Here is an 18,179-nt window from a genome sequence, read left to right as displayed (position 1 = left end):
CAGAGTGTGTATGGTGTGTATTGAAATCGCCCTTTGCCGCGTACAGTGCGTCGCGGATGCTGTCGAAAAAGGGTGAAGGTGATGCGTAGTCGGGAAATGATCAGGATGATCGAAGAGGACGGCTGGTATTGGGTGGCGGTCAAAGGTAACCACCATCAATACAAACATTCGCGCAAATCAGGGAGGGTAACCATCAAGCATCCTGACGCGGATCTCCCCAAAGGAACAATCAACAGTATTTTGAAACAGGCGGGCCTGAAATGAGCCCGAGAAACAGCTATCAGATCCCCGATGAGGGCAGATTGAACAGGTTCCGGTCGCAAGTTCTGCCGGATTTACAGGAAGGGCCCATCCCCATGAAATTCCCAGTCGTTCTGCATAAGGATGCCGATTCAGAGTACGGAGTAATTATCCCCGACGTTGCGGGTTGTTTCTCTGCAGGTGGAACGGTGGCGCAGGCGCTCGAAAACGTTAAAGAGGCGCTGTCGTTACATTACGAGGGACTGGTCGCCGATGGCGATCCGCTGCCGCAGGTGCGCGAGATCGACGAGCACCTCGAGAACCCTGATTACGCGGGTGGTGTTTGGGCAGTGGTCGAGTTTGACGTGACGCCGTATTTCGGCAAGTCGGTGCGCTTCAATGCGACGCTGCCAGAGCAGTTGCTGGAGCGCATTGATCAGACAGTCAGACGCGATCAACGGTACAACTCAAGATCCGGCTTTCTGGCAGCAGCGGCCCTGCGCGAACTGTCGGCGTAAGGGCCAAAATCAAAAATGATGTGAAACGTTTCAGCATTTAGTCGAACACCCCGTTTTGGATGCGTTGCCTGAGCGTATGCTGGGCAACGCTGACGACTTCGTCGTTCAAAACAAGAGAGGGTTCGATGACTTACACCGCTGCTGCTGATCGTTACGACTCCATTCCTTACCGCCGCGTCGGTCGCAGCGGGCTGGTGCTGCCGGCACTGTCGCTGGGCCTGTGGCACAACTTCGGCGACAGCACGCCGATCGATACCCAGCGATCCTTGCTGCGTACCGCCTTCGACCAGGGCATCAACCACTTCGACCTGGCCAACAATTACGGCCCGCCGTACGGCAGTGCCGAGGTCAACTTCGGTCGTTTGCTGCGCGAAGATTTCAAGCCGTACCGCGATGAGCTGATCATCTCCAGCAAGGCCGGTTGGGACATGTGGCCGGGCCCTTACGGTCAGGGCGGTGGCTCACGCAAATACGTGCTGGCCAGCCTTGACCAGAGCTTGCAGCGCCTTGGCGTCGACTACGTGGATATCTTCTATTCCCACCGCTTCGACCCGGACACGCCACTGGAAGAAACTGCTGGTGCGCTGGCCACCGCCGTGCAGCAGGGCAAGGCGCTGTACATCGGTATCTCGTCGTATTCCGGAGCGAAAACCCGTGAAATCGCCGCATTGTTGAAAGAGTGGAAAGTCCCGCTGCTGATCCACCAACCGGCCTACAACCTGCTCAATCGCTGGGTGGAAAAAGACCTGCTGGACGCCACCGACGAACTCGGTGCTGGCGTGATTGCCTTCACTCCGTTGGCTCAAGGGCTGCTGACCGACAAGTACCTTAACGGCGTGCCGGCTGATGCGCGGGTCAATCGCCCGGGCGGTGGTTCATTGCAGGCATCGCACCTGTCCGAGGCCAACATTGCTCAGGTGCGTGCGCTCAACGAAATCGCCAAACGTCGTGGTCAGAGTCTGGCGCAATTAGCGCTGGCCTGGACTCTGCGCGACCCTCGGGTGACCTCTGCACTGATCGGCGCCAGCCGCCCGGAGCAAATCATCGAGAACGTCGGGGCATTGAAGAATTTGAGCTTCAGCGCTGAGGAACTGGCGGAGATTGACCGCTTTGCCCAGGAAGGCGGGATCAATTTGTGGGAGAAGCCTTCGACGGCGGAGTAAATGTCCGGCGCCGGATATTCTGGCGCCTGTCAGATTGCTTTCGCGAGCAAGCTCGCTCCCACAGGGTTTTCAGTTGGCCACAGATTTGTGGTCAACCCAAATCCAATGTGGGAGCGAGCTTGCTCGCGATGGGGCCATAAAAAGCAGTAAAGAAGTCAGTGGTTCACCGGAAAAACGGTACATCCCCCAACACCGTCGCCCGGTGCATCACGCGCCGCGCTGGCCGGTAATCATCCACGGCAAAATGCTGAGTCACGCGGTTGTCCCAGAACGCCACGTCGTTCTCCTGCCAACGCCAGCGAATGGTAAATTCCGGCCGGGTAGCATGGGCGAACAGCAGCTTCAGAATTGCTTCGCTTTCGGTTTCCGAGAGCTCGTTGATACGAGTAGTGAAGCCCTCGTTGACGAACAACGACCTGCGCCCACTCACCGGGTGCGTGCGGATCACCGGATGCGACAGCGGAGGGTTCTTCTTGCGGGCTGCTTCCCATTGGGCCAACGCTTCAGGCGTGGTACCAAAGCGCTCCAGAGGGAAGGATTTGACGAAGTCGTGAGTCGCGGTCAGGCCTTGCAACAGATTTTGCAGCGGTACTGAGAGAGCTTCGTACGCCGCAATGCCGCTGGCCCATAACGTGTCGCCACCAAACTCCGGCAGCAGCTTGGCGCTGAGTACCGCGCCGAGGGCCGGGGTCGGCAGGAAGGTCACGTCGGTGTGCCACACGGCGTTGTCGCGCACGTCGGTTTCGGCTGTGTCGAGGATCAGCACTTGTGGCTGTTCCGGCACGTTCGGGTAGATCGGGTGAATGTGTAATTCACCGAAATTCGCCGCAAAACGTGCTTGCTGCTGCGGATTGATCGGCTGCTCGCGGAAGAACAGCACCTGATGCTTGAGCAACGCCTGCTCGATAGCATCGCGCTGTTTGACGTTCAGCGGCTGGGAGATATCGACGCCGCTGATCTGCGCGCCGAGGGCGGTGCTGAGTGGGGTGATGGTCAGGCTGCTCATGGCTTTCTCTTCAATCCGGGGTGTCGACTGTGGGAACGGGCCTGCTCGCACATGAATACTCAGTGCGCCTGGCCATGCCACGGCACGAGTTTGCGTTGCAGGGCGCGCAGGCCCATTTCCATGGCGAAGGCAATCAGCGCGATCAGCAGAATCCCCAGCACCACCACATCGGTGACCAGAAATTGCGCGGCTGACTGCACCATGAAGCCCAAGCCACTGGTGGCGGCGATCAACTCGGCAGCCACCAGCGTCGACCAGCCCACGCCCAGGCCAATGCGCACGCCGGTCAGAATGTCCGGCAAGGCACTCGGCAAAATCACATGACGAATCAGCTGGACCCGAGTCGCGCCCAACGACTGCGCGGCGCGCAACTTGGCCGGGTCGACGGTGCGTACGCCAGTCGCGGTGGCAATGGCGATCGGGGCGAAGATCGCCAGATAGATCAACAACACCTTGGACAGCTCACCGATGCCGCACCAGATCACGATCAACGGCAGATAGGCCAACGGTGGAATCGGCCGGTAGAACTCGATCAGTGGATCGAGAACTCCGCGCGCGATGCGGTTATGGCCGATGGCGATACCGACCGGCACGGCGGTCAAAACCGCGAAGCCCAGACCCAAGCCGATACGGCTGAGACTCGCGCCCAGATGCTGCCAGAGGGTTGAGTCCATGTAGCCCGTGGTCGCCAGCAACCAACCTTTTTGCAGGACGGCGGACGGCGGCGGAAGGAACAAGGGCTCGATCAGGCCATTGGCGGTCACCGCCCACCAGAAACCAAGCAGCGCAAACAGCGTCAACAGGCTGATCCAGCGTGTGCTGAGGCTGCGACGGACTGGAATTACTGATGAAGGGCCGGACACTTTGACCGTGGCTGCCGGGATTTCATAACTGCTCATCAGGCACGCTCCTGCCGTTGGGAGAACACACTGGCAAGGACGTGTTCGCGGGTTTCGATAAAACGCGGGTCGGACTTGATCGCTCGCGCCGATTCACCGGCCGCGTAACGCTGACCGAAATCCAGGCTCAGACGCTCGACGATTTGCCCAGGGTTGGGGGCCAACAGAATCAGGTCCGTGGCGAGGAACACTGCCTCTTCAATGTCATGGGTGATCAGGAACACCGGTTTGGCGGTGCGTCGCCAGACTTGCAGCAACAGTTCTTGCATCTGTTCGCGGGTGAAGGCGTCGAGGGCGCCGAAGGGTTCGTCCATCAGCAACACGCGCGGGTCAGCGGCGAGCGCGCGGGCCAGGCCGACACGCTGTTTCTGGCCGCCCGAGAGCTGCCAGATGCGGCGTGCATCGAAGCCTGCAAGGTCGACCAGCGCGAGCATTTCCCGGGCGCGGATTTCGCGTTTATCACGCAGCACGCCGGCCAGTTCCAGACCGAATCCGACGTTGGCCAACACGTCCTGCCAAGGCAGCAACGCGTCGTCCTGAAACACCACGCCACGCTCGGCGCTCGGGCCTTTGACCGGCACACCGTCGAGGGTGATACGCCCGGCGCTGGGTTCGACGAAACCGGCAATCAGGTTCAACAGCGAGGTCTTGCCACTGCCGGACGGGCCGAGGGCGACCAGCAATTGCTGAGGCCCAAGGCTTAAGGAAATATCCGCCAGCACCGGTTCCGGGCTGCCTGGGTACTGTGCGCTGATGCGCTCCAGCTGAAGCAAGGCCATCGCGCTCAACTCCTGATCAGTTAGTGATGTACTTGGCGCTGACGTATGGGGCGTAGTCCGGCAGCACGGCTTCGACCTTGCCTTGTTCCTTGAGGAACGTGGCGGTGTCGGTGATGGCCTTGGTGGTCGGCGCACCGAGGCTGATCACCTGATCAGCCGCCAGTGGATAGACGTTGCCTTGCAGCAGTAACGGAATGTCGCTGGCCTTGGCGCCGGAGAGTTTCACCAGTTTGTCGACATTGCCCTTATCGGCCAGCCAGGCTTGTGGGTCTTTGCGGTAGTGGGCGTAGGCGTCGAGGGTGACTTTGGCGAAGGCGGTGACGATTTCCGGGTGCTTCTCGGCGAAATCCTTGCGCACGATCCAGGCATCGAAGGTCGGCGCGCCGAACCTGGCCAGTTCGCCGGACGTGATCAGTACCTTGCCGTTTTCCTTGGCCACACCCAGCGCCGGGTCCCACACGTAGGTTGCGTCGATATCACCGCGTTTCCACGCGGCAATAATCGCCGGCGGCGCGAGGTTGAGGATCTGTACTTTCGATGGGTCGATGTTCCAGTGCTTGAGCGCGGCCAGCAGGCTGTAGTGTCCGGTGGACACGAAGGGCACGGCGATTTTCTTGCCGATCAGGTCCTGCGGGGTTTTGATCCCGGAACCGTCGCGGGCCACCAGTGCTTCGGCGGCACCGATCTGGGTGGCGATGAGGAAGGTTTCGACTGGAACCTTGCGGGTGATCGCAGCCGTCAGCGGGCTGGAACCGAGGTAGCCGATCTGCACGTCGCCCGAGGCAATGGCGGCGATGATGTCGGCACCGTTGTCGAATTTGCGCCAGTCGATTTTGGCGTGGGTGGCGGTTTCGTAACTGCCATCGGCCTGGGCGACTTTCGCCGGGTCGACGGTGGTCTGGTAGGCAACAGTGAGGTCAGCCGCCTGAGCGAAAAAGCTCGCTGCAGCCAGGGACGCGGCCGCCAGGAGGCGAAGGGGGAAGTGCAGTTTCATCATGAAAGTCCTCATCAGGCGGCCGAGGCTTCGGCGTGTGATGAGACTAAATGATCTAAGAATTCGAAAATAAATAACTTTTTCGAATTAGCTTATGAGCGGAAAAAACTGACAGCGACCGCTGCGCGGTCATCGCGAGCAAGCTCGCTCCCACAGGGTTCAATGGTGTTTACACAATTGTGGTCACACCGAAAATCCAATGTGGGAGCGAGCCTGCTCGCGATAAGGTCCGCAGGACCTTCCGGGATCAGTTACTGATCGCCAGAATACTCGCCTGATACGACCCGACAAACACGTCGAAATCGCCGACTTCGTTTTGCTCCAGCTCGGTTTGCTGAGCCAGCGACGAGCGCGCCAACTCTTCAAAGCGCGCCTGCTCTTCGGCCACCAGCGGTTCGCTGCGGAAGAATTCGGCGTGAGCCTGGCTCTGACGCAGGGAGAACCGGGCGAAGCTTTCCTTGTGTTCGGTCATCGCCGCCAGCACTTGGGCGGAAGGGGTCAGGGACGAGTCCTTGATCTTCGCCAGTTGCGCGTCGAGGGCTGTGCTGTGAGCGTCACCACCGTGACTTTGATCCAGCAACGCGGCCAGCGGGGCGATTTTTTCCAGCAGCTCCAAGGCCCACTCTTTCATGTCTACCGGCTGGCCGTCCCGTTGCAGTTGCAGGCCCGGACGGCGACCTTCCTTGACCACGCTGAGGAAGTTCGAGGTGGCGTTGCCGCAGGTGGTGGCGGTCAGCAGCGGGCTTTCGTTCAGCGCGCAATACAGCAGGAACGCGTCGAGGAAACGCGCTTCCTGCAGGTCGATGCCCATCGGCATAAACGGGTTGATGTCCAGCAGGCGCACTTCGACGTACTGAATACCACGAGCCACCAGCGCCTGGATCGGCCGCTCGCCGGTGTAGGTCACGCGTTTCGGGCGAATGTTGGAGTAGTACTCGTTTTCGATCTGCAGGATGTTGGTGTTGAGCTGAACCCACTCACCGTCCTGGTGCGTGCCGATTTCGACGTACGGCGGGTACGGCGTGGCCACCGCTTTGCGCAGGCTGTCGGTGTAGCTGTTCAAGTCGTTGTAGCACGGCGTCAGCCCGGCTTGCGCGTTGCTCTGATAACCCAGATCGCTCATGCGCAGGCTGGTGGCGTACGGCAGGTACAGTGTTTCGGCGTCAAATTGTTCCAACTGATGGGAACGACCGCGCAGGAAGCCGGCGTCCAGCGCTGGCGAAGAACCGAACAGGTACATCAGCAGCCAGCTGTAGCGGCGGAAGTTGCGAATCAGCGCGATATAGGCCGCCGACTGATAGTCGCGGTCGGTGCCGACAAAGCCTTCAGCTTCTTTGAGCAGCGGCCAGAGTTTTTCCGGCAGGGAAAAGTTGTAGTGAATCCCGGCGATGCACTGCATGGTCTTGCCGTACCGCAGGGCCAGGCCCTTGCGGTAGACGTACTTGAGCTGACCGATGTTGGAGGTGCCGTAATAGGCGATCGGGATATCTTCCTCGGCCGGCAACGGGCACGGCATCGATGGACTCCACAGGTACTCGTTGCCGAGCTTGCTGTAGGCAAAACGGTGAATCTTGTCCAGGCTGCTCAGCGTGTCCGCCGGATCGGCCAAGGCAGGCGTGATGAACTCCAGCAGCGACTCTGAATAGTCGGTGGTGATCTGTTCGTTGGTCAGCGCGGAGCCCAGGCTTTCAGGGTGCGGCGTTTGCGCCAGGCGACCTTCGCCCGTCACGCGCAGGCATTCACGTTCGATGCCGTGAAGACACTGTTCGAGCAGAGAGAGGTTAGCGCGCTCGCCGAGCAGAGCCAGGCGGCGGTTGAGAAGTTCGCTCAAGTTGGATTCCTTCACGCGTCAGTCGCCCCAATATGGGGGTGGGCAGGACGGTCTACAAGGGTGAAGTTAAAACTGGCGTTTTCGCCTGGTTTTTTCGAGCCGCACAGGCCTAATGCCGGTCATTCAGAAACGGCGCAATCCCTGTGGGAGCGAGCTTGCTCGCGATGGCGGTGTGTCAGACGACTTATTGTTGACTGATACTCCCTCATCGCGAGCAAGCTCGCTCCCACAGGATTCGCAACGCCGAAATTAACTCAAATTGATGACAGGGAGCTACAGGACAGCGAACGTGCCTTGTGCTTTTGCGACCAATTTGTCGCCTTGCATCACATCCGCTTCGACCACCAGCGTGCGCCGGCCCGGGTGAATGACCCGCGCCGTGCACATCACCTCGCCTTCAGCCACGGCGCGGATGTAGTTGATCTTGCACTCGATGGTCGCGCTCTGCTGGTCAAAACCATGGGAGCTGGAACAGGCCAGCCCCATGGCAATGTCCACCAGACTGAACAACGCCCCGCCGTGCAGCTTGCCACCGCGATTACGCAGCTCAGGCTCAAGGGCCAGGGCGACTTGCGCCACCCCGACCTCAAGGCTGTGCAAACGGCAACCCAGCAGCTTGAAAAAAGCGCTTTCGGTCAACCCCGCAGGGATCTCCATCAGCGTTTCTTCAACTGCTTGGCATTGGCGAACAACGACGCCATGGCATTGTTGGATGGAGCTGCTGCCGTGGTTTCTTTACGCGGAGCGGTGCTCGAAGACTGACGCGGAGCCGAACCTGGACGCGCGCCACGAGCGCCGTCGATCTTCTCGCCCGGGGTGTCGCTCATGCGCATCGACAGGCCAACGCGTTTGCGCGGGATGTCGACTTCCATGACCTTGACCTTGACCACGTCGCCGGCCTTCACCGCTTCACGCGGATCCTTGATGAACTTCTCGGAAAGCGCGGAGATATGCACCAAACCGTCCTGATGCACGCCGATATCGACGAAAGCACCGAAGTTGGTCACGTTGGTCACCACACCCTCGAGGATCATCCCCAGTTGCAAGTCCTTGAGGTCTTCGACGCCTTCCTGGAACTCGGCGGTCTTGAACTCCGGACGCGGGTCGCGGCCCGGCTTCTCCAGTTCCTGGAGGATGTCGGTGACCGTTGGCAGACCGAAGGTTTCATCGGTGTACTTCTTCGGATCGAGACGCTTGAGGAAAGCGGCGTCGCCGATCAGCGAGCGGATGTCGCGGTCGGTTTCAGCGGCGATGCGTTGCACCAGCGGATAGGCTTCCGGGTGAACCGCGGAGGAGTCCAGCGGGTTGTCGCCGTTCATCACACGCAGGAAGCCGGCGGCTTGTTCGAAGGTCTTTTCGCCGAGACGGGCGACTTTCTTCAACGCGGCGCGGGTTTTGAAGGCGCCGTGTTCATCGCGATGGGTCACGATGTTCTGCGCCAGGGTCGCGTTGAGGCCGGAGATGCGGGCCAGCAGCGCGACGGAGGCGGTGTTCACGTCGACGCCGACGGCGTTCACGCAGTCCTCGACCACCGCGTCCAGGCCACGCGCCAGTTTCAGCTGCGACACGTCGTGCTGGTATTGGCCGACACCGATGGATTTCGGATCGATCTTCACCAGCTCGGCCAGCGGATCCTGCAAGCGACGGGCAATCGACACGGCGCCACGGATCGACACGTCGAGGTCCGGGAATTCCTTGGAGGCCAGTTCCGAGGCCGAGTACACCGAAGCGCCGGCTTCGGAGACCATGACCTTGGTCATTTTCATCGCCGGGTATTTTTTGATCAGGTCAGCGGCGAGTTTGTCGGTTTCACGGCTGGCGGTGCCGTTGCCGATAGCGATCAGGTCCACCGAGTGCTTGGCGCACAGGGCCGCGAGCACGGCGATGGTCTGGTCCCACTTGTTGTGCGGTACGTGCGGGTAAACCGTGGCGTGGTCCAGCAGCTTGCCGGTGGAGTCGACCACCGCCACCTTGCAACCGGTGCGCAGGCCCGGGTCCAGGCCCAGTGTGGCGCGTGGGCCGGCGGGAGCTGCCAGCAGCAAGTCGTGCAGGTTGTGCGCGAAGACGTTGATCGCTTCGGTCTCGGCGCCGTCACGCAGCTCACCGAGCAGGTCGGTTTCCAGGTGCGTGTAGAGCTTGACCTTCCAGGTCCAGCGCACCACTTCACCGAGCCATTTATCGGCCGGGCGATTCTGGTTGGCGATGCCGAATTGCTGACCGATCATGCCTTCGCATGGGTGCATGGTGCCCGGCAGTTCGTCACCGACCTTCAGTGCGGAGCTGAGAATGCCTTCGTTGCGGCCACGGAAAATTGCCAGGGCGCGGTGCGACGGCATGCTTTTCAGCGGTTCGTCGTGTTCGAAGTAATCGCGGAACTTGGCGCCTTCCTCTTCCTTGCCGGCGATCACGCGGGCACTGAGCGTGGCTTCCTGCTTCAGGTAGCCGCGCAGCTTGTCGAGCAGGTTGGCGTCTTCGGCGAAGCGTTCCATGAGGATGTATTTGGCGCCTTCGAGGGCCGCTTTCACGTCCGCCACGCCTTTTTCGGCGTCGACGAAGCGTGCGGCTTCGGTGTCTGGCGTCAGGTTCGGGTCGTTGAACAGGCCATCGGCCAGTTCGCCGAGGCCGGCTTCCAGGGCAATCTGACCCTTGGTGCGGCGCTTCTGCTTGTACGGCAGGTACAAGTCTTCGAGGCGGGTCTTGGTGTCGGCGAGCTTGATGTCGCGTTCCAATTGCGGGGTCAGTTTGCCTTGCTCTTCGATGCTGGCGAGGATGCTGATGCGCCGTTCGTCGAGTTCTCGCAGGTAGCGCAGACGCTCTTCCAGGTGCCGTAACTGGATGTCATCGAGGCTGCCGGTCACTTCTTTCCGGTAGCGGGCGATGAAGGGCACCGTGGAGCCTTCATCGAGTAGCGCGACGGCCGCTTCGACCTGTTGTGGGCGTACACCGAGTTCCTCGGCGATGCGGCTGTTGATGCTGTCCATAAAACCACCTGACAAATTGTGAAAGCAGGCTCGCGGGCGCAGGGAATAAGGCCCGGCGAGTCTGGTTGAGCGGCCTGGCCAGCGCCGCTACCTGGATCAAAAGGCATCCCATTGACCCGTGGAATCGAAAAATTACTGCCAGGCGTAAAAATAAAAAGCCGCCACTGACAGTAACGATCAGACGTTGCCCGACACAAAAGGCCGCGCATTATAACCGCCGTTCTGCCCGATGGGGGCATCGCAGCCTGTAGGTATAAAGGCCGTATCGCTGGCGGCACAGGAAAAATCTGCTAACAATGCACACGATGCGTATAACGACAGCTACGCCATAATGCGCACCGAGATCAAAGGAGCATCCAATGAGCAGCACTGCACAAACTGCTGAAGGCGAAAAAATTCTTATCGTTGACGACGATCCAGGGCTCAGCAGCCTGCTGGAACGTTTTTTCGTCAGCAAGGGCTATCGTGCCCGCGCCGTACCGAATACCGAACAGATGGATCGTCTGCTGGCGCGTGAAGTGTTCAACCTGGTCGTCCTCGACCTGATGTTGCCCGGCGAAGACGGCCTGACCGCCTGCCGCCGTCTGCGCGGCGCGAACAATCAGATTCCGATCATCATGCTCACCGCCAAGGGCGACGAGCTGAGCCGGATCAAAGGCCTGGAACTGGGCGCCGACGATTACCTGGCCAAGCCGTTCAACCCGGACGAGCTGATGGCGCGAGTCAAAGCGGTCCTGCGTCGTCAAGCGGCGCCGGTGCCGGGTGCGCCGGGCAGCGAAGACGAAAGCGTGACCTTCGGTGATTACGAATTGTCTTTGGCGACCCGTGAACTCAAGCGCGGCGACGAAGTACACATGCTCACCACCGGTGAGTTCGCGGTCCTCAAGGCGTTGGTGATGAACGCGCGTCAACCGCTGACCCGCGACAAGCTGATGAACCTGGCCCGTGGCCGCGAATGGGATGCCCTGGAGCGTTCCATCGACGTCCAGATCTCCCGCCTGCGCCGGATGATAGAGCCTGATCCGTCGAAACCTCGCTACATTCAAACGGTCTGGGGCGTAGGTTACGTGTTCGTTCCGGACGGCACCGCGACCAAGTGATCGGTGATTTGTAGGAGCGGGTCAGCCGGTTAATGCGTCACCCGGTTGATTCGCGATCCGCAATTCTGCGAGCCTCGCTCGCTCCTGCAAAGTGTGTAGCGGTTGTCTATGAAAACCCCCGTGTGGTTCCCCCAGAGTTTTTTCGCTCGCACCCTCTGGCTGGTGCTGATCGTCGTGCTGTTTTCCAAGGCGCTGACCCTGGTTTATCTGTTGATGAACGAGGACGTGCTGGTAGATCGCCAATACAGCCACGGCGTCGCGCTGACCTTGCGTGCCTACTGGGCCGCGGACGAAGAAAACCGAGCGAAGATTGCCGATGCCGCGACACTGATCCGTGTGGTGGGTGCCGGTGTTCCCGAGGGCGAGCAGCATTGGCCCTATAGTGAAATCTACCAACGACAGATGCAGGCCGAGTTGGGCGCCGACACTGAAGTGCGATTACGCATGCATTCACCGCCGGCGCTCTGGGTCCGGGCACCGAGCCTGGGCGATGGCTGGCTGAAAGTACCGCTGTATCCGCATCCGTTGCGTGGCCAGAAGATCTGGAACGTACTCGGCTGGTTCCTCGCCATCGGCTTGTTATCCACCGCGTCGGCGTGGATTTTCGTCAGCCAGCTCAATCAGCCACTCAAGCGTCTGGTCGATGCCGCCCGGCAACTGGGTCAGGGGCGCAGCGTGCGTCTGCCGATCAGCGACACCCCGAGTGAAATGACCGAGGTCTACCGAGCGTTCAACCAGATGGCGGAAGACGTCGAACAGGCCGGTCGCGAGCGTGAATTGATGCTCGCCGGGGTATCGCACGACCTGCGCACACCGCTGACCCGCTTGCGTCTGTCGCTGGAGCTGATGGGCAACCACAGCGACCTGAGCGACGATATGGTGCGTGACATCGAAGACATGGACGCGATTCTCGACCAGTTCCTGGCGTTCATTCGCGATGGTCGGGACGAGTCGGTCGAAGAGGTCGACCTGAGTGATCTGGTGCGTGAAGTGGCGGCGCCTTACAACCAGAACGAGGAGCGGGTACGCTTGCGTCTGGAGCCGATTCAGCCGTTCCCGTTGCGTCGGGTATCGATGAAACGCCTCTTGAACAACCTGATTGGCAACGCATTGCATCACGCCGGTAGCGGCGTTGAGGTGGCGGCGTATGTCTCGGGAGATGTCAGCGCGCCGTATGTGGTGCTGAGCGTCATGGACCGTGGCGCCGGGATCGATCCGTCAGAACTGGAAGCGATCTTCAACCCCTTCACCCGTGGCGATCGCGCGCGGGGCGGCAAGGGCACCGGGTTGGGGCTGGCTATCGTCAAGCGGATTGCTTCGATGCATGGCGGTAACGTTGAACTGCGTAATCGTTCGGGTGGCGGGTTGGAGGCGCGGGTGCGGTTGCCGCTTGGGTTGATGTTGCCGAGGGATGCTGTTTAAGAAGCCAGCATTGTTGTTGGGACTTAGGGCCTCTTCGCGAGCAAGCTCGCTCCCACAGGGATCTCGGTCGTACACAATAGTGTGTTCGCTGAAGATCAAAATGTGGGAGCGAGCTTGCTCGCGATGGCGGCGTCCCTGCCACCGAACAGCTTGAGGTCAACCCTTACCCTTGGTCCGCGTCATATTCGGCCCGCCGTTCTTCTCAAGGTGCTCAATGATGATCCCCGCCACGTCCTTGCTGGTGGTGGTTTCGATCCCTTCCAGTCCCGGCGACGAGTTCACTTCCATTACCAGCGGCCCGTGGTTGGAACGCAGGATATCCACGCCCGCGACGCTCAGCCCCATGACCTTGGCCGCACGCAACGCCGTCATGCGTTCTTCCGGGGTTATCTTGATCAGGCTGGCGCTGCCGCCACGGTGCAGGTTGGAGCGGAACTCGCCGGGCTTGGCCTGACGCTTCATCGCGGCGATCACTTTGTCACCCACCACGAAGCAGCGAATGTCCGCGCCACCGGCTTCCTTGATGTACTCCTGAACCATGATGTTCTGCTTGAGGCCCATGAACGCCTCGATCACCGACTCCGCCGCTGTGGCCGTTTCACACATCACCACGCCGATGCCCTGAGTGCCTTCCAGCACCTTGATCACCAGTGGCGCGCCGTTGACCATATCGATCAAGTCGGGAATGTCGTCCGGTGAGTGAGCAAAACCGGTGACCGGCAAACCGATACCGCGACGCGAAAGCAATTGCAGCGAACGCAGTTTGTCCCGCGAGCGGGCAATGGCCACCGACTCGTTGAGCGGGAACACACCCATCATTTCGAACTGGCGCAACACCGCGCAGCCATAAAATGTCACCGACGCGCCGATCCGCGGGATCACTGCGTCGAAGCCTTCCAGCGGCTTGCCGCGGTAGTGGATCTGCGGCTTATGACTGGCAATGTTCATATAGGCGCGCAGAGTGTCGACTACCACCATCTCATGGCCGCGTTCGGTGCCGGCCTCAACCAAACGACGAGTGGAATACAGACGCGGGTTCCGCGACAGCACAGCGATCTTCATGCAACACCTGTGGAAGAGGTAGTGGACACCGGGAACACCGGCTTGTCTTGAACGTATTTAATGCCCGGATTGACCACCAACTGGCCGTCGATCAGGGCTTTGGAACCGAGTAACAGGCGATAACGCATGGACTTGCGGCAGGCGAGGGTGAACTCCACTCGCCAAACCCGATCGCCGAGCGCCAGGGTGGTACTGATCACGTAACGCACCTGCGCCTGGCCGTTGGAGCTTTTAATGGTTTTCATCGTCACCAGCGGCGCTTCACAGCGGCGATGACGCAGCTGCACCACCGTGCCCAGGTGCGCGTTGAAACGCACCCACGTTTCCCCGTCGCGCTCGAACGGCTCGATTTCGGTGGCATGCAGGGTGGAGGTGCTGGCACCGGTGTCGATCTTCGCCCGCAGGCCCGCGACTCCCAAACCAGGAAGCGCCACCCACTCGCGCAGACCTACAACGGTCAAATGGTCAAATGTCTTCAAATGTGCTCAACCGGTGAGGAACCGTTCGCACCGCAAAGCGGCCGAATTCGCGGTATTCACGCAGAATAATAGGTAAAAGGCGACAGATATCTACGGCCCGGATTGCGTGCCCCTGAGCTCAGCTCAAAAGCGTCGCGCATTGTATGCTGAACCGGTGAAAATCATGGCACGACAGAAACGGTAGTACAGTTCAGAAATATTTCAGAATGAGGAAAACCCATGGCACAAAAAAACGAAGAGGACGACAAAGTCCGTCTCGATAAGTGGTTGTGGGCAGCGCGTTTTTACAAAACCCGCGCGTTAGCCAAGGCAGCCATTGAGAGCGGCAAGGTGCATTGCCGGGGTGAGCGCTGCAAACCGGGCAAAGAACCGAGGATTGGCGACGAGTTTCAGATCCGCGCCGGTTTCGATGAGCGTACCGTGGTGGTCCAGGCGCTATCGATCGTCCGTCGTGGTGCCCCCGAGGCCCAGACGTTGTACGTTGAGACCGAAGCCAGCATCGCCAAACGCGAAAATGCCGCAGCCCAGCGCAAGGCCGGTGCCTTGGGCGTCAGCACCGACGGCAAGCCGAGCAAGAAGCAGCGCCGGGATCTGTTCAAGTTTCATGGCGGGAATGCTGGCGAGTAAGTTGGCGTTCTGACTGGACTACATTACACAGCGTCAATACGCCGCGGTTCGACCTTGCTTGGAACAAACCCGGATTGTTCATAAAATGCCTGTCATGGCCAACATTAACGCACCGAAACGGTGCGCAAGGCGCGACTCTCAGCCCTTGTCATCCTTTAGTCTTCACTTCAGATACCCAGACCTATGACTGATCTACCGGATACCGACTACACCCAACGCTTCATCTTCGATGACAGCGACACCCGCGGCGAACTGGTGGCGTTGGAGCGTAGCTATGCCGAAGTCCTCGCCAAACACCCCTATCCGGAGCCGGTCGCACAACTGCTCGGCGAGTTGATGGCGGCTGCGGCGCTGCTGGTCGGCACCTTGAAGTTCGATGGCTTGCTGATCCTGCAGGCGCGTTCCGAAGGGCCGGTGTCGCTGTTGATGATCGAATGCTCCAGCGAGCGTGAAATCCGTGGTCTGGCCCGTTATGACGCAGACCTGATCGCTGCCGATGCGACCCTGGCCGACATGATGCCCAACGGCGTACTGGCGCTCACCGTCGACCCGACCCAAGGCCAGCGTTACCAAGGCATCGTCGACCTTGATGGCGGGACCCTGTCGGAATGCTTCACCAACTATTTCGTCATGTCCCAGCAAGTCGGCACGCGCTTCTGGCTGCACGCCGACGGTCGTCGCGCGCGTGGCCTGCTGCTGCAACAACTGCCGGCCGACCGCCTGAAAGACGAAGAAGAACGCGCCGCCAGCTGGCAGCACATCACCGCGCTGGGCAGCACCCTGACCGCCGATGAATTGCTGAGTCTGGACAACGAAACTATCTTGCATCGCCTCTACCACGAAGAGCAGGTGCGCCTGTTTGACGTGCAGAAACTGCGCTTTCGTTGCAGCTGCTCGCGTGAGCGTTCGGGCAATGCCCTGGTCAGTCTGGGTCTGGAAGATGCCCAGGCACTGGTGATCGAGCACGGTGGCCGCATCGAGATCGACTGCCAGTTCTGTAACCAGCGCTACCTGTTCGATGCGGCCGATATCACCCAATTGTTCGCTGGAGCGGGTGTGGATACACCGTCAGATACTCGTCACTAAAACGCTTCAGCGCAGGTAAATTCACTGGTAAACGCCGGAATAACGCCGTCCTGACGGGAGGACCCTACTCTTTTCAGGCTTTTCTGGCATAATCCGGCCCACTTTTTTAGCGGTAGTAGTGCGCGACTTTCTACTACAAAACGTTTGGAGCACTCGGCCACTGGCCGACGGGGAACCTCATGACGCAAGCCAATAATGCTGTGTACACCGATCTGAGTGTTGACGATCTGGTTAAAGAAGCCCTGAGTCGCGGTGAGGGCGAGCTTGCCGATACCGGCGCGCTGGTCGTTCGCACCGGTCACCGTACCGGTCGCTCGCCAGTCGACCGTTTCATCGTTGAAGAGCCAACCACTCAGGCAGCCATCGCCTGGGGCCCGATCAACCGCAAGTTCCCGGCCGACAAGTTCGATGCCCTGTGGGCTCGTGTTGAGGCGTTCAACAACGCGCAAGAGCATTTCGTTTCCCACGTGCACGTAGGTTCGGCTGAAGAGCACTACCTGGCCGTGAAAATGACCACCCAGACTGCCTGGCAGAACCTGTTCGGTCGTTGCCTGTTCATCAACCCGGCCCAGTACAACCCGGCCGGTCGTGAAGAGTGGCAAGTTCTCAACGTCGCCAACTTCGAGTGCGTGCCAGAGCGTGACGGCACCAACTCCGACGGCTGCGTGATCATCAACTTCGCCCAGAAGAAAGTGCTGCTCGCCGGCATGCGCTACGCCGGTGAAATGAAGAAAGCCATGTTCTCGGTGCAGAACTTCCTGCTGCCGGCCGCCGACGTGCTGCCAATGCACTGCGCCGCCAACATCGGCGAAGAGGGCGACGTGACCCTGTTCTTCGGTCTGTCCGGCACCGGCAAGACCACCCTGTCCGCCGACGAAAGCCGTTACCTGATCGGTGACGACGAGCACGGCTGGGGCGAGGGCGTGGTGTTCAACATCGAAGGCGGTTGCTATGCCAAGTGCATCGACCTGTCCGAGAAGAACGAGCCGGTCATCTGGAAAGCCATCAAGCACGGCGCAGTTCTGGAAAACGTTGTTATCGACGACGCCAAACACGCCGACTACACCGATGTCAGCCTGACCCAGAACAGCCGCGCCGCCTACCCGCTGGAGCACGTTGCCAAGCGATCCGAGAAGAACCTCGGTGGCGAGCCAAACGCAGTGATCTTCCTGACGTGCGACCTGACCGGCGTGCTGCCGCCAGTGTCGATCCTCAATGAAGAACAAGCGGCCTACCACTTCCTGTCCGGCTACACCGCACTGGTGGGCTCGACCGAAATGGGTTCGGGCAGCGGCATCAAGTCGACCTTCTCCACCTGCTTCGGCGCACCGTTCTTCCCGCGTCCGGCTGGCGAATACGCAGAGCTGCTGATCAAGCGCATCCGCGGCTTCGGCTCCAAGGTCTACCTGGTCAACACCGGCTGGACCGGCGGCGGCTACGGCGTCGGCAAACGCTTCAACATCCCGACCACTCGCGGCGTGATCGCAGCGATCCAGAGCGGCGCGTTGATCGGTGCAGCCACCGAACACCTCGACACCATCAACCTCGACGTGCCACTGGCTGTGCCAGGCGTTGAAACCGGCCTGTTGAACCCACGTAACACCTGGGCTGACAAGGCTGCTTACGATGAGGCTGCCAAGGCGTTGGCTGGGTTGTTCGTTGAGAACTTCAAGAAGTTTGAAGTGAGCGACGCGATCAAGGCTGCTGGGCCGAAGTTGTAAGAGTTGGTTTGATGTAATGAAAAAGCCGCCCTTTGAGGGCGGCTTTTTTGTGGGCGGAGGGTAGAGGAGGGCTTAGCCCGCCACAAGCAGATCAGAAGATCACAGCCTGCGGCAGCTACGGGTGTATGCGTTCCAACGTAGGAGCTGCCGAAGGCTGCGATCTTGGCATCTGTTGTTTCACCGCTAATCTTCAGAAAACAAAGAAGGCCCGCATCGCTGCGTAATGCTGTTCACTTAAGCATTTGAGTCCACGCCGGGCTTCCTAGAAAAT

17 protein-coding genes are annotated in these 18,179 nt (G+C 60.1%); 8 read left to right on the top strand and 9 right to left on the bottom strand.

Annotation, left to right across the window (positions count from 1 at the left end):
- Positions 1 to 81 precede the first annotated feature (81 nt).
- The 3 genes from BK659_RS22595 (at position 82) to mgrA (ending at position 1,921) form a co-directional block, all read left to right on the top strand.
- Positions 82 to 264, top strand: a complete 183-nt coding sequence (locus BK659_RS22595; RefSeq protein WP_123427226.1) for a type II toxin-antitoxin system HicA family toxin — start codon at positions 82 to 84, stop codon at positions 262 to 264.
- A 92-nt stretch (positions 265 to 356) separates the two neighbouring features.
- Entirely contained in the window at positions 357 to 758 is a 402-nt protein-coding gene (locus tag BK659_RS22590; protein ID WP_123427394.1) for a type II toxin-antitoxin system HicB family antitoxin, read from the top strand.
- Between the two features lie 125 nt (positions 759 to 883).
- Positions 884 to 1,921 carry an L-glyceraldehyde 3-phosphate reductase gene (gene mgrA / locus BK659_RS22585; protein ID WP_123427224.1) on the top strand — a complete coding sequence of 346 codons (1,038 nt, stop codon included), beginning with the start codon at positions 884 to 886 and terminating at the stop codon, positions 1,919 to 1,921.
- Between the two features lie 163 nt (positions 1,922 to 2,084).
- Here mgrA and tauD read toward each other — a convergent pair whose 3' ends face one another.
- From tauD to BK659_RS22550, 7 genes are all read right to left on the bottom strand, one after another.
- Complete coding sequence (gene tauD / locus BK659_RS22580; RefSeq protein ID WP_123427222.1) at positions 2,085 to 2,927, bottom strand: taurine dioxygenase; 843 nt, start codon at positions 2,925 to 2,927, stop codon at positions 2,085 to 2,087.
- A 59-nt stretch (positions 2,928 to 2,986) separates the two neighbouring features.
- A complete protein-coding gene (gene tauC, locus BK659_RS22575) occupies positions 2,987 to 3,826 on the bottom strand; it encodes a taurine ABC transporter permease TauC (RefSeq protein ID WP_123427220.1) in 840 nt (279 codons plus the stop codon).
- Positions 3,826 to 4,605 carry a taurine ABC transporter ATP-binding subunit gene (tauB, locus tag BK659_RS22570; RefSeq protein WP_123427218.1) on the bottom strand — a complete coding sequence of 260 codons (780 nt, stop codon included), beginning with the start codon at positions 4,603 to 4,605 and terminating at the stop codon, positions 3,826 to 3,828. The genes tauC and tauB overlap by 1 nt, the downstream gene beginning before the upstream one ends.
- A 16-nt stretch (positions 4,606 to 4,621) precedes the next feature.
- Positions 4,622 to 5,599, bottom strand: coding sequence for a taurine ABC transporter substrate-binding protein (tauA, locus tag BK659_RS22565; protein WP_123427392.1), 978 nt, complete (start codon positions 5,597 to 5,599; stop codon positions 4,622 to 4,624).
- A gap of 247 nt (positions 5,600 to 5,846) precedes the next feature.
- Complete coding sequence (gene gshA / locus BK659_RS22560; RefSeq protein WP_123427216.1) at positions 5,847 to 7,430, bottom strand: glutamate--cysteine ligase; 1,584 nt, start codon at positions 7,428 to 7,430, stop codon at positions 5,847 to 5,849.
- A gap of 273 nt (positions 7,431 to 7,703) precedes the next feature.
- Positions 7,704 to 8,087, bottom strand: a complete 384-nt coding sequence (locus tag BK659_RS22555) for a PaaI family thioesterase (RefSeq protein ID WP_123427214.1) — start codon at positions 8,085 to 8,087, stop codon at positions 7,704 to 7,706.
- Positions 8,087 to 10,411: a Tex family protein gene (locus BK659_RS22550; RefSeq protein WP_123427212.1), complete on the bottom strand. Its 2,325-nt coding sequence runs from the start codon at positions 10,409 to 10,411 to the stop codon at positions 8,087 to 8,089. Before BK659_RS22550 ends, BK659_RS22555 begins: the two co-directional genes overlap by 1 nt.
- A 359-nt stretch (positions 10,412 to 10,770) precedes the next feature.
- Here BK659_RS22550 and ompR point away from each other — a divergent pair, with 359 nt between their 5' ends.
- Together ompR and BK659_RS22540 are read left to right on the top strand one after the other, a co-directional pair.
- Entirely contained in the window at positions 10,771 to 11,511 is a 741-nt protein-coding gene (ompR, locus tag BK659_RS22545) for an osmolarity response regulator transcription factor OmpR (RefSeq protein ID WP_123427210.1), read from the top strand.
- A 108-nt stretch (positions 11,512 to 11,619) separates the two neighbouring features.
- Positions 11,620 to 12,933, top strand: coding sequence for an ATP-binding protein (locus BK659_RS22540; protein WP_123427209.1), 1,314 nt, complete (start codon positions 11,620 to 11,622; stop codon positions 12,931 to 12,933).
- Between the two features lie 156 nt (positions 12,934 to 13,089).
- Here the strand turns inward: BK659_RS22540 and rimK are convergent, their stop codons facing one another.
- Positions 13,090 to 13,995, bottom strand: coding sequence for a 30S ribosomal protein S6--L-glutamate ligase (rimK, locus tag BK659_RS22535; RefSeq protein WP_123427207.1), 906 nt, complete (start codon positions 13,993 to 13,995; stop codon positions 13,090 to 13,092).
- Complete coding sequence (gene rimB / locus BK659_RS22530; protein ID WP_123427205.1) at positions 13,992 to 14,474, bottom strand: retropepsin-like aspartic endopeptidase RimB; 483 nt, start codon at positions 14,472 to 14,474, stop codon at positions 13,992 to 13,994. The genes rimK and rimB overlap by 4 nt, the downstream gene beginning before the upstream one ends.
- Positions 14,475 to 14,693: 219 nt before the next feature.
- On the opposite strand from rimB, the gene BK659_RS22525 reads away from it, so the two are divergent.
- The 3 genes from BK659_RS22525 (at position 14,694) to BK659_RS22510 (ending at position 17,908) form a co-directional block, all read left to right on the top strand.
- Positions 14,694 to 15,101, top strand: coding sequence for an RNA-binding S4 domain-containing protein (locus BK659_RS22525; RefSeq protein ID WP_054595099.1), 408 nt, complete (start codon positions 14,694 to 14,696; stop codon positions 15,099 to 15,101).
- Between the two features lie 183 nt (positions 15,102 to 15,284).
- On the top strand, positions 15,285 to 16,187 hold the full coding sequence (hslO, locus tag BK659_RS22520; protein ID WP_123427203.1) for an Hsp33 family molecular chaperone HslO: 903 nt from the start codon (positions 15,285 to 15,287) through the stop codon (positions 16,185 to 16,187).
- A 179-nt stretch (positions 16,188 to 16,366) separates the two neighbouring features.
- A complete protein-coding gene (locus tag BK659_RS22510; protein ID WP_123427201.1) occupies positions 16,367 to 17,908 on the top strand; it encodes a phosphoenolpyruvate carboxykinase in 1,542 nt (513 codons plus the stop codon).
- Positions 17,909 to 18,179: the final 271 nt, after the last annotated feature.

The organism is Pseudomonas brassicacearum, from assembly GCF_003732225.1.
GTDB classification, from domain to species: domain Bacteria; phylum Pseudomonadota; class Gammaproteobacteria; order Pseudomonadales; family Pseudomonadaceae; genus Aquipseudomonas; species Aquipseudomonas brassicacearum_E.
The sequence above is the reverse complement of the archived record's forward strand: the minus strand, read 5'-3'. Positions and strand labels throughout refer to the sequence as shown.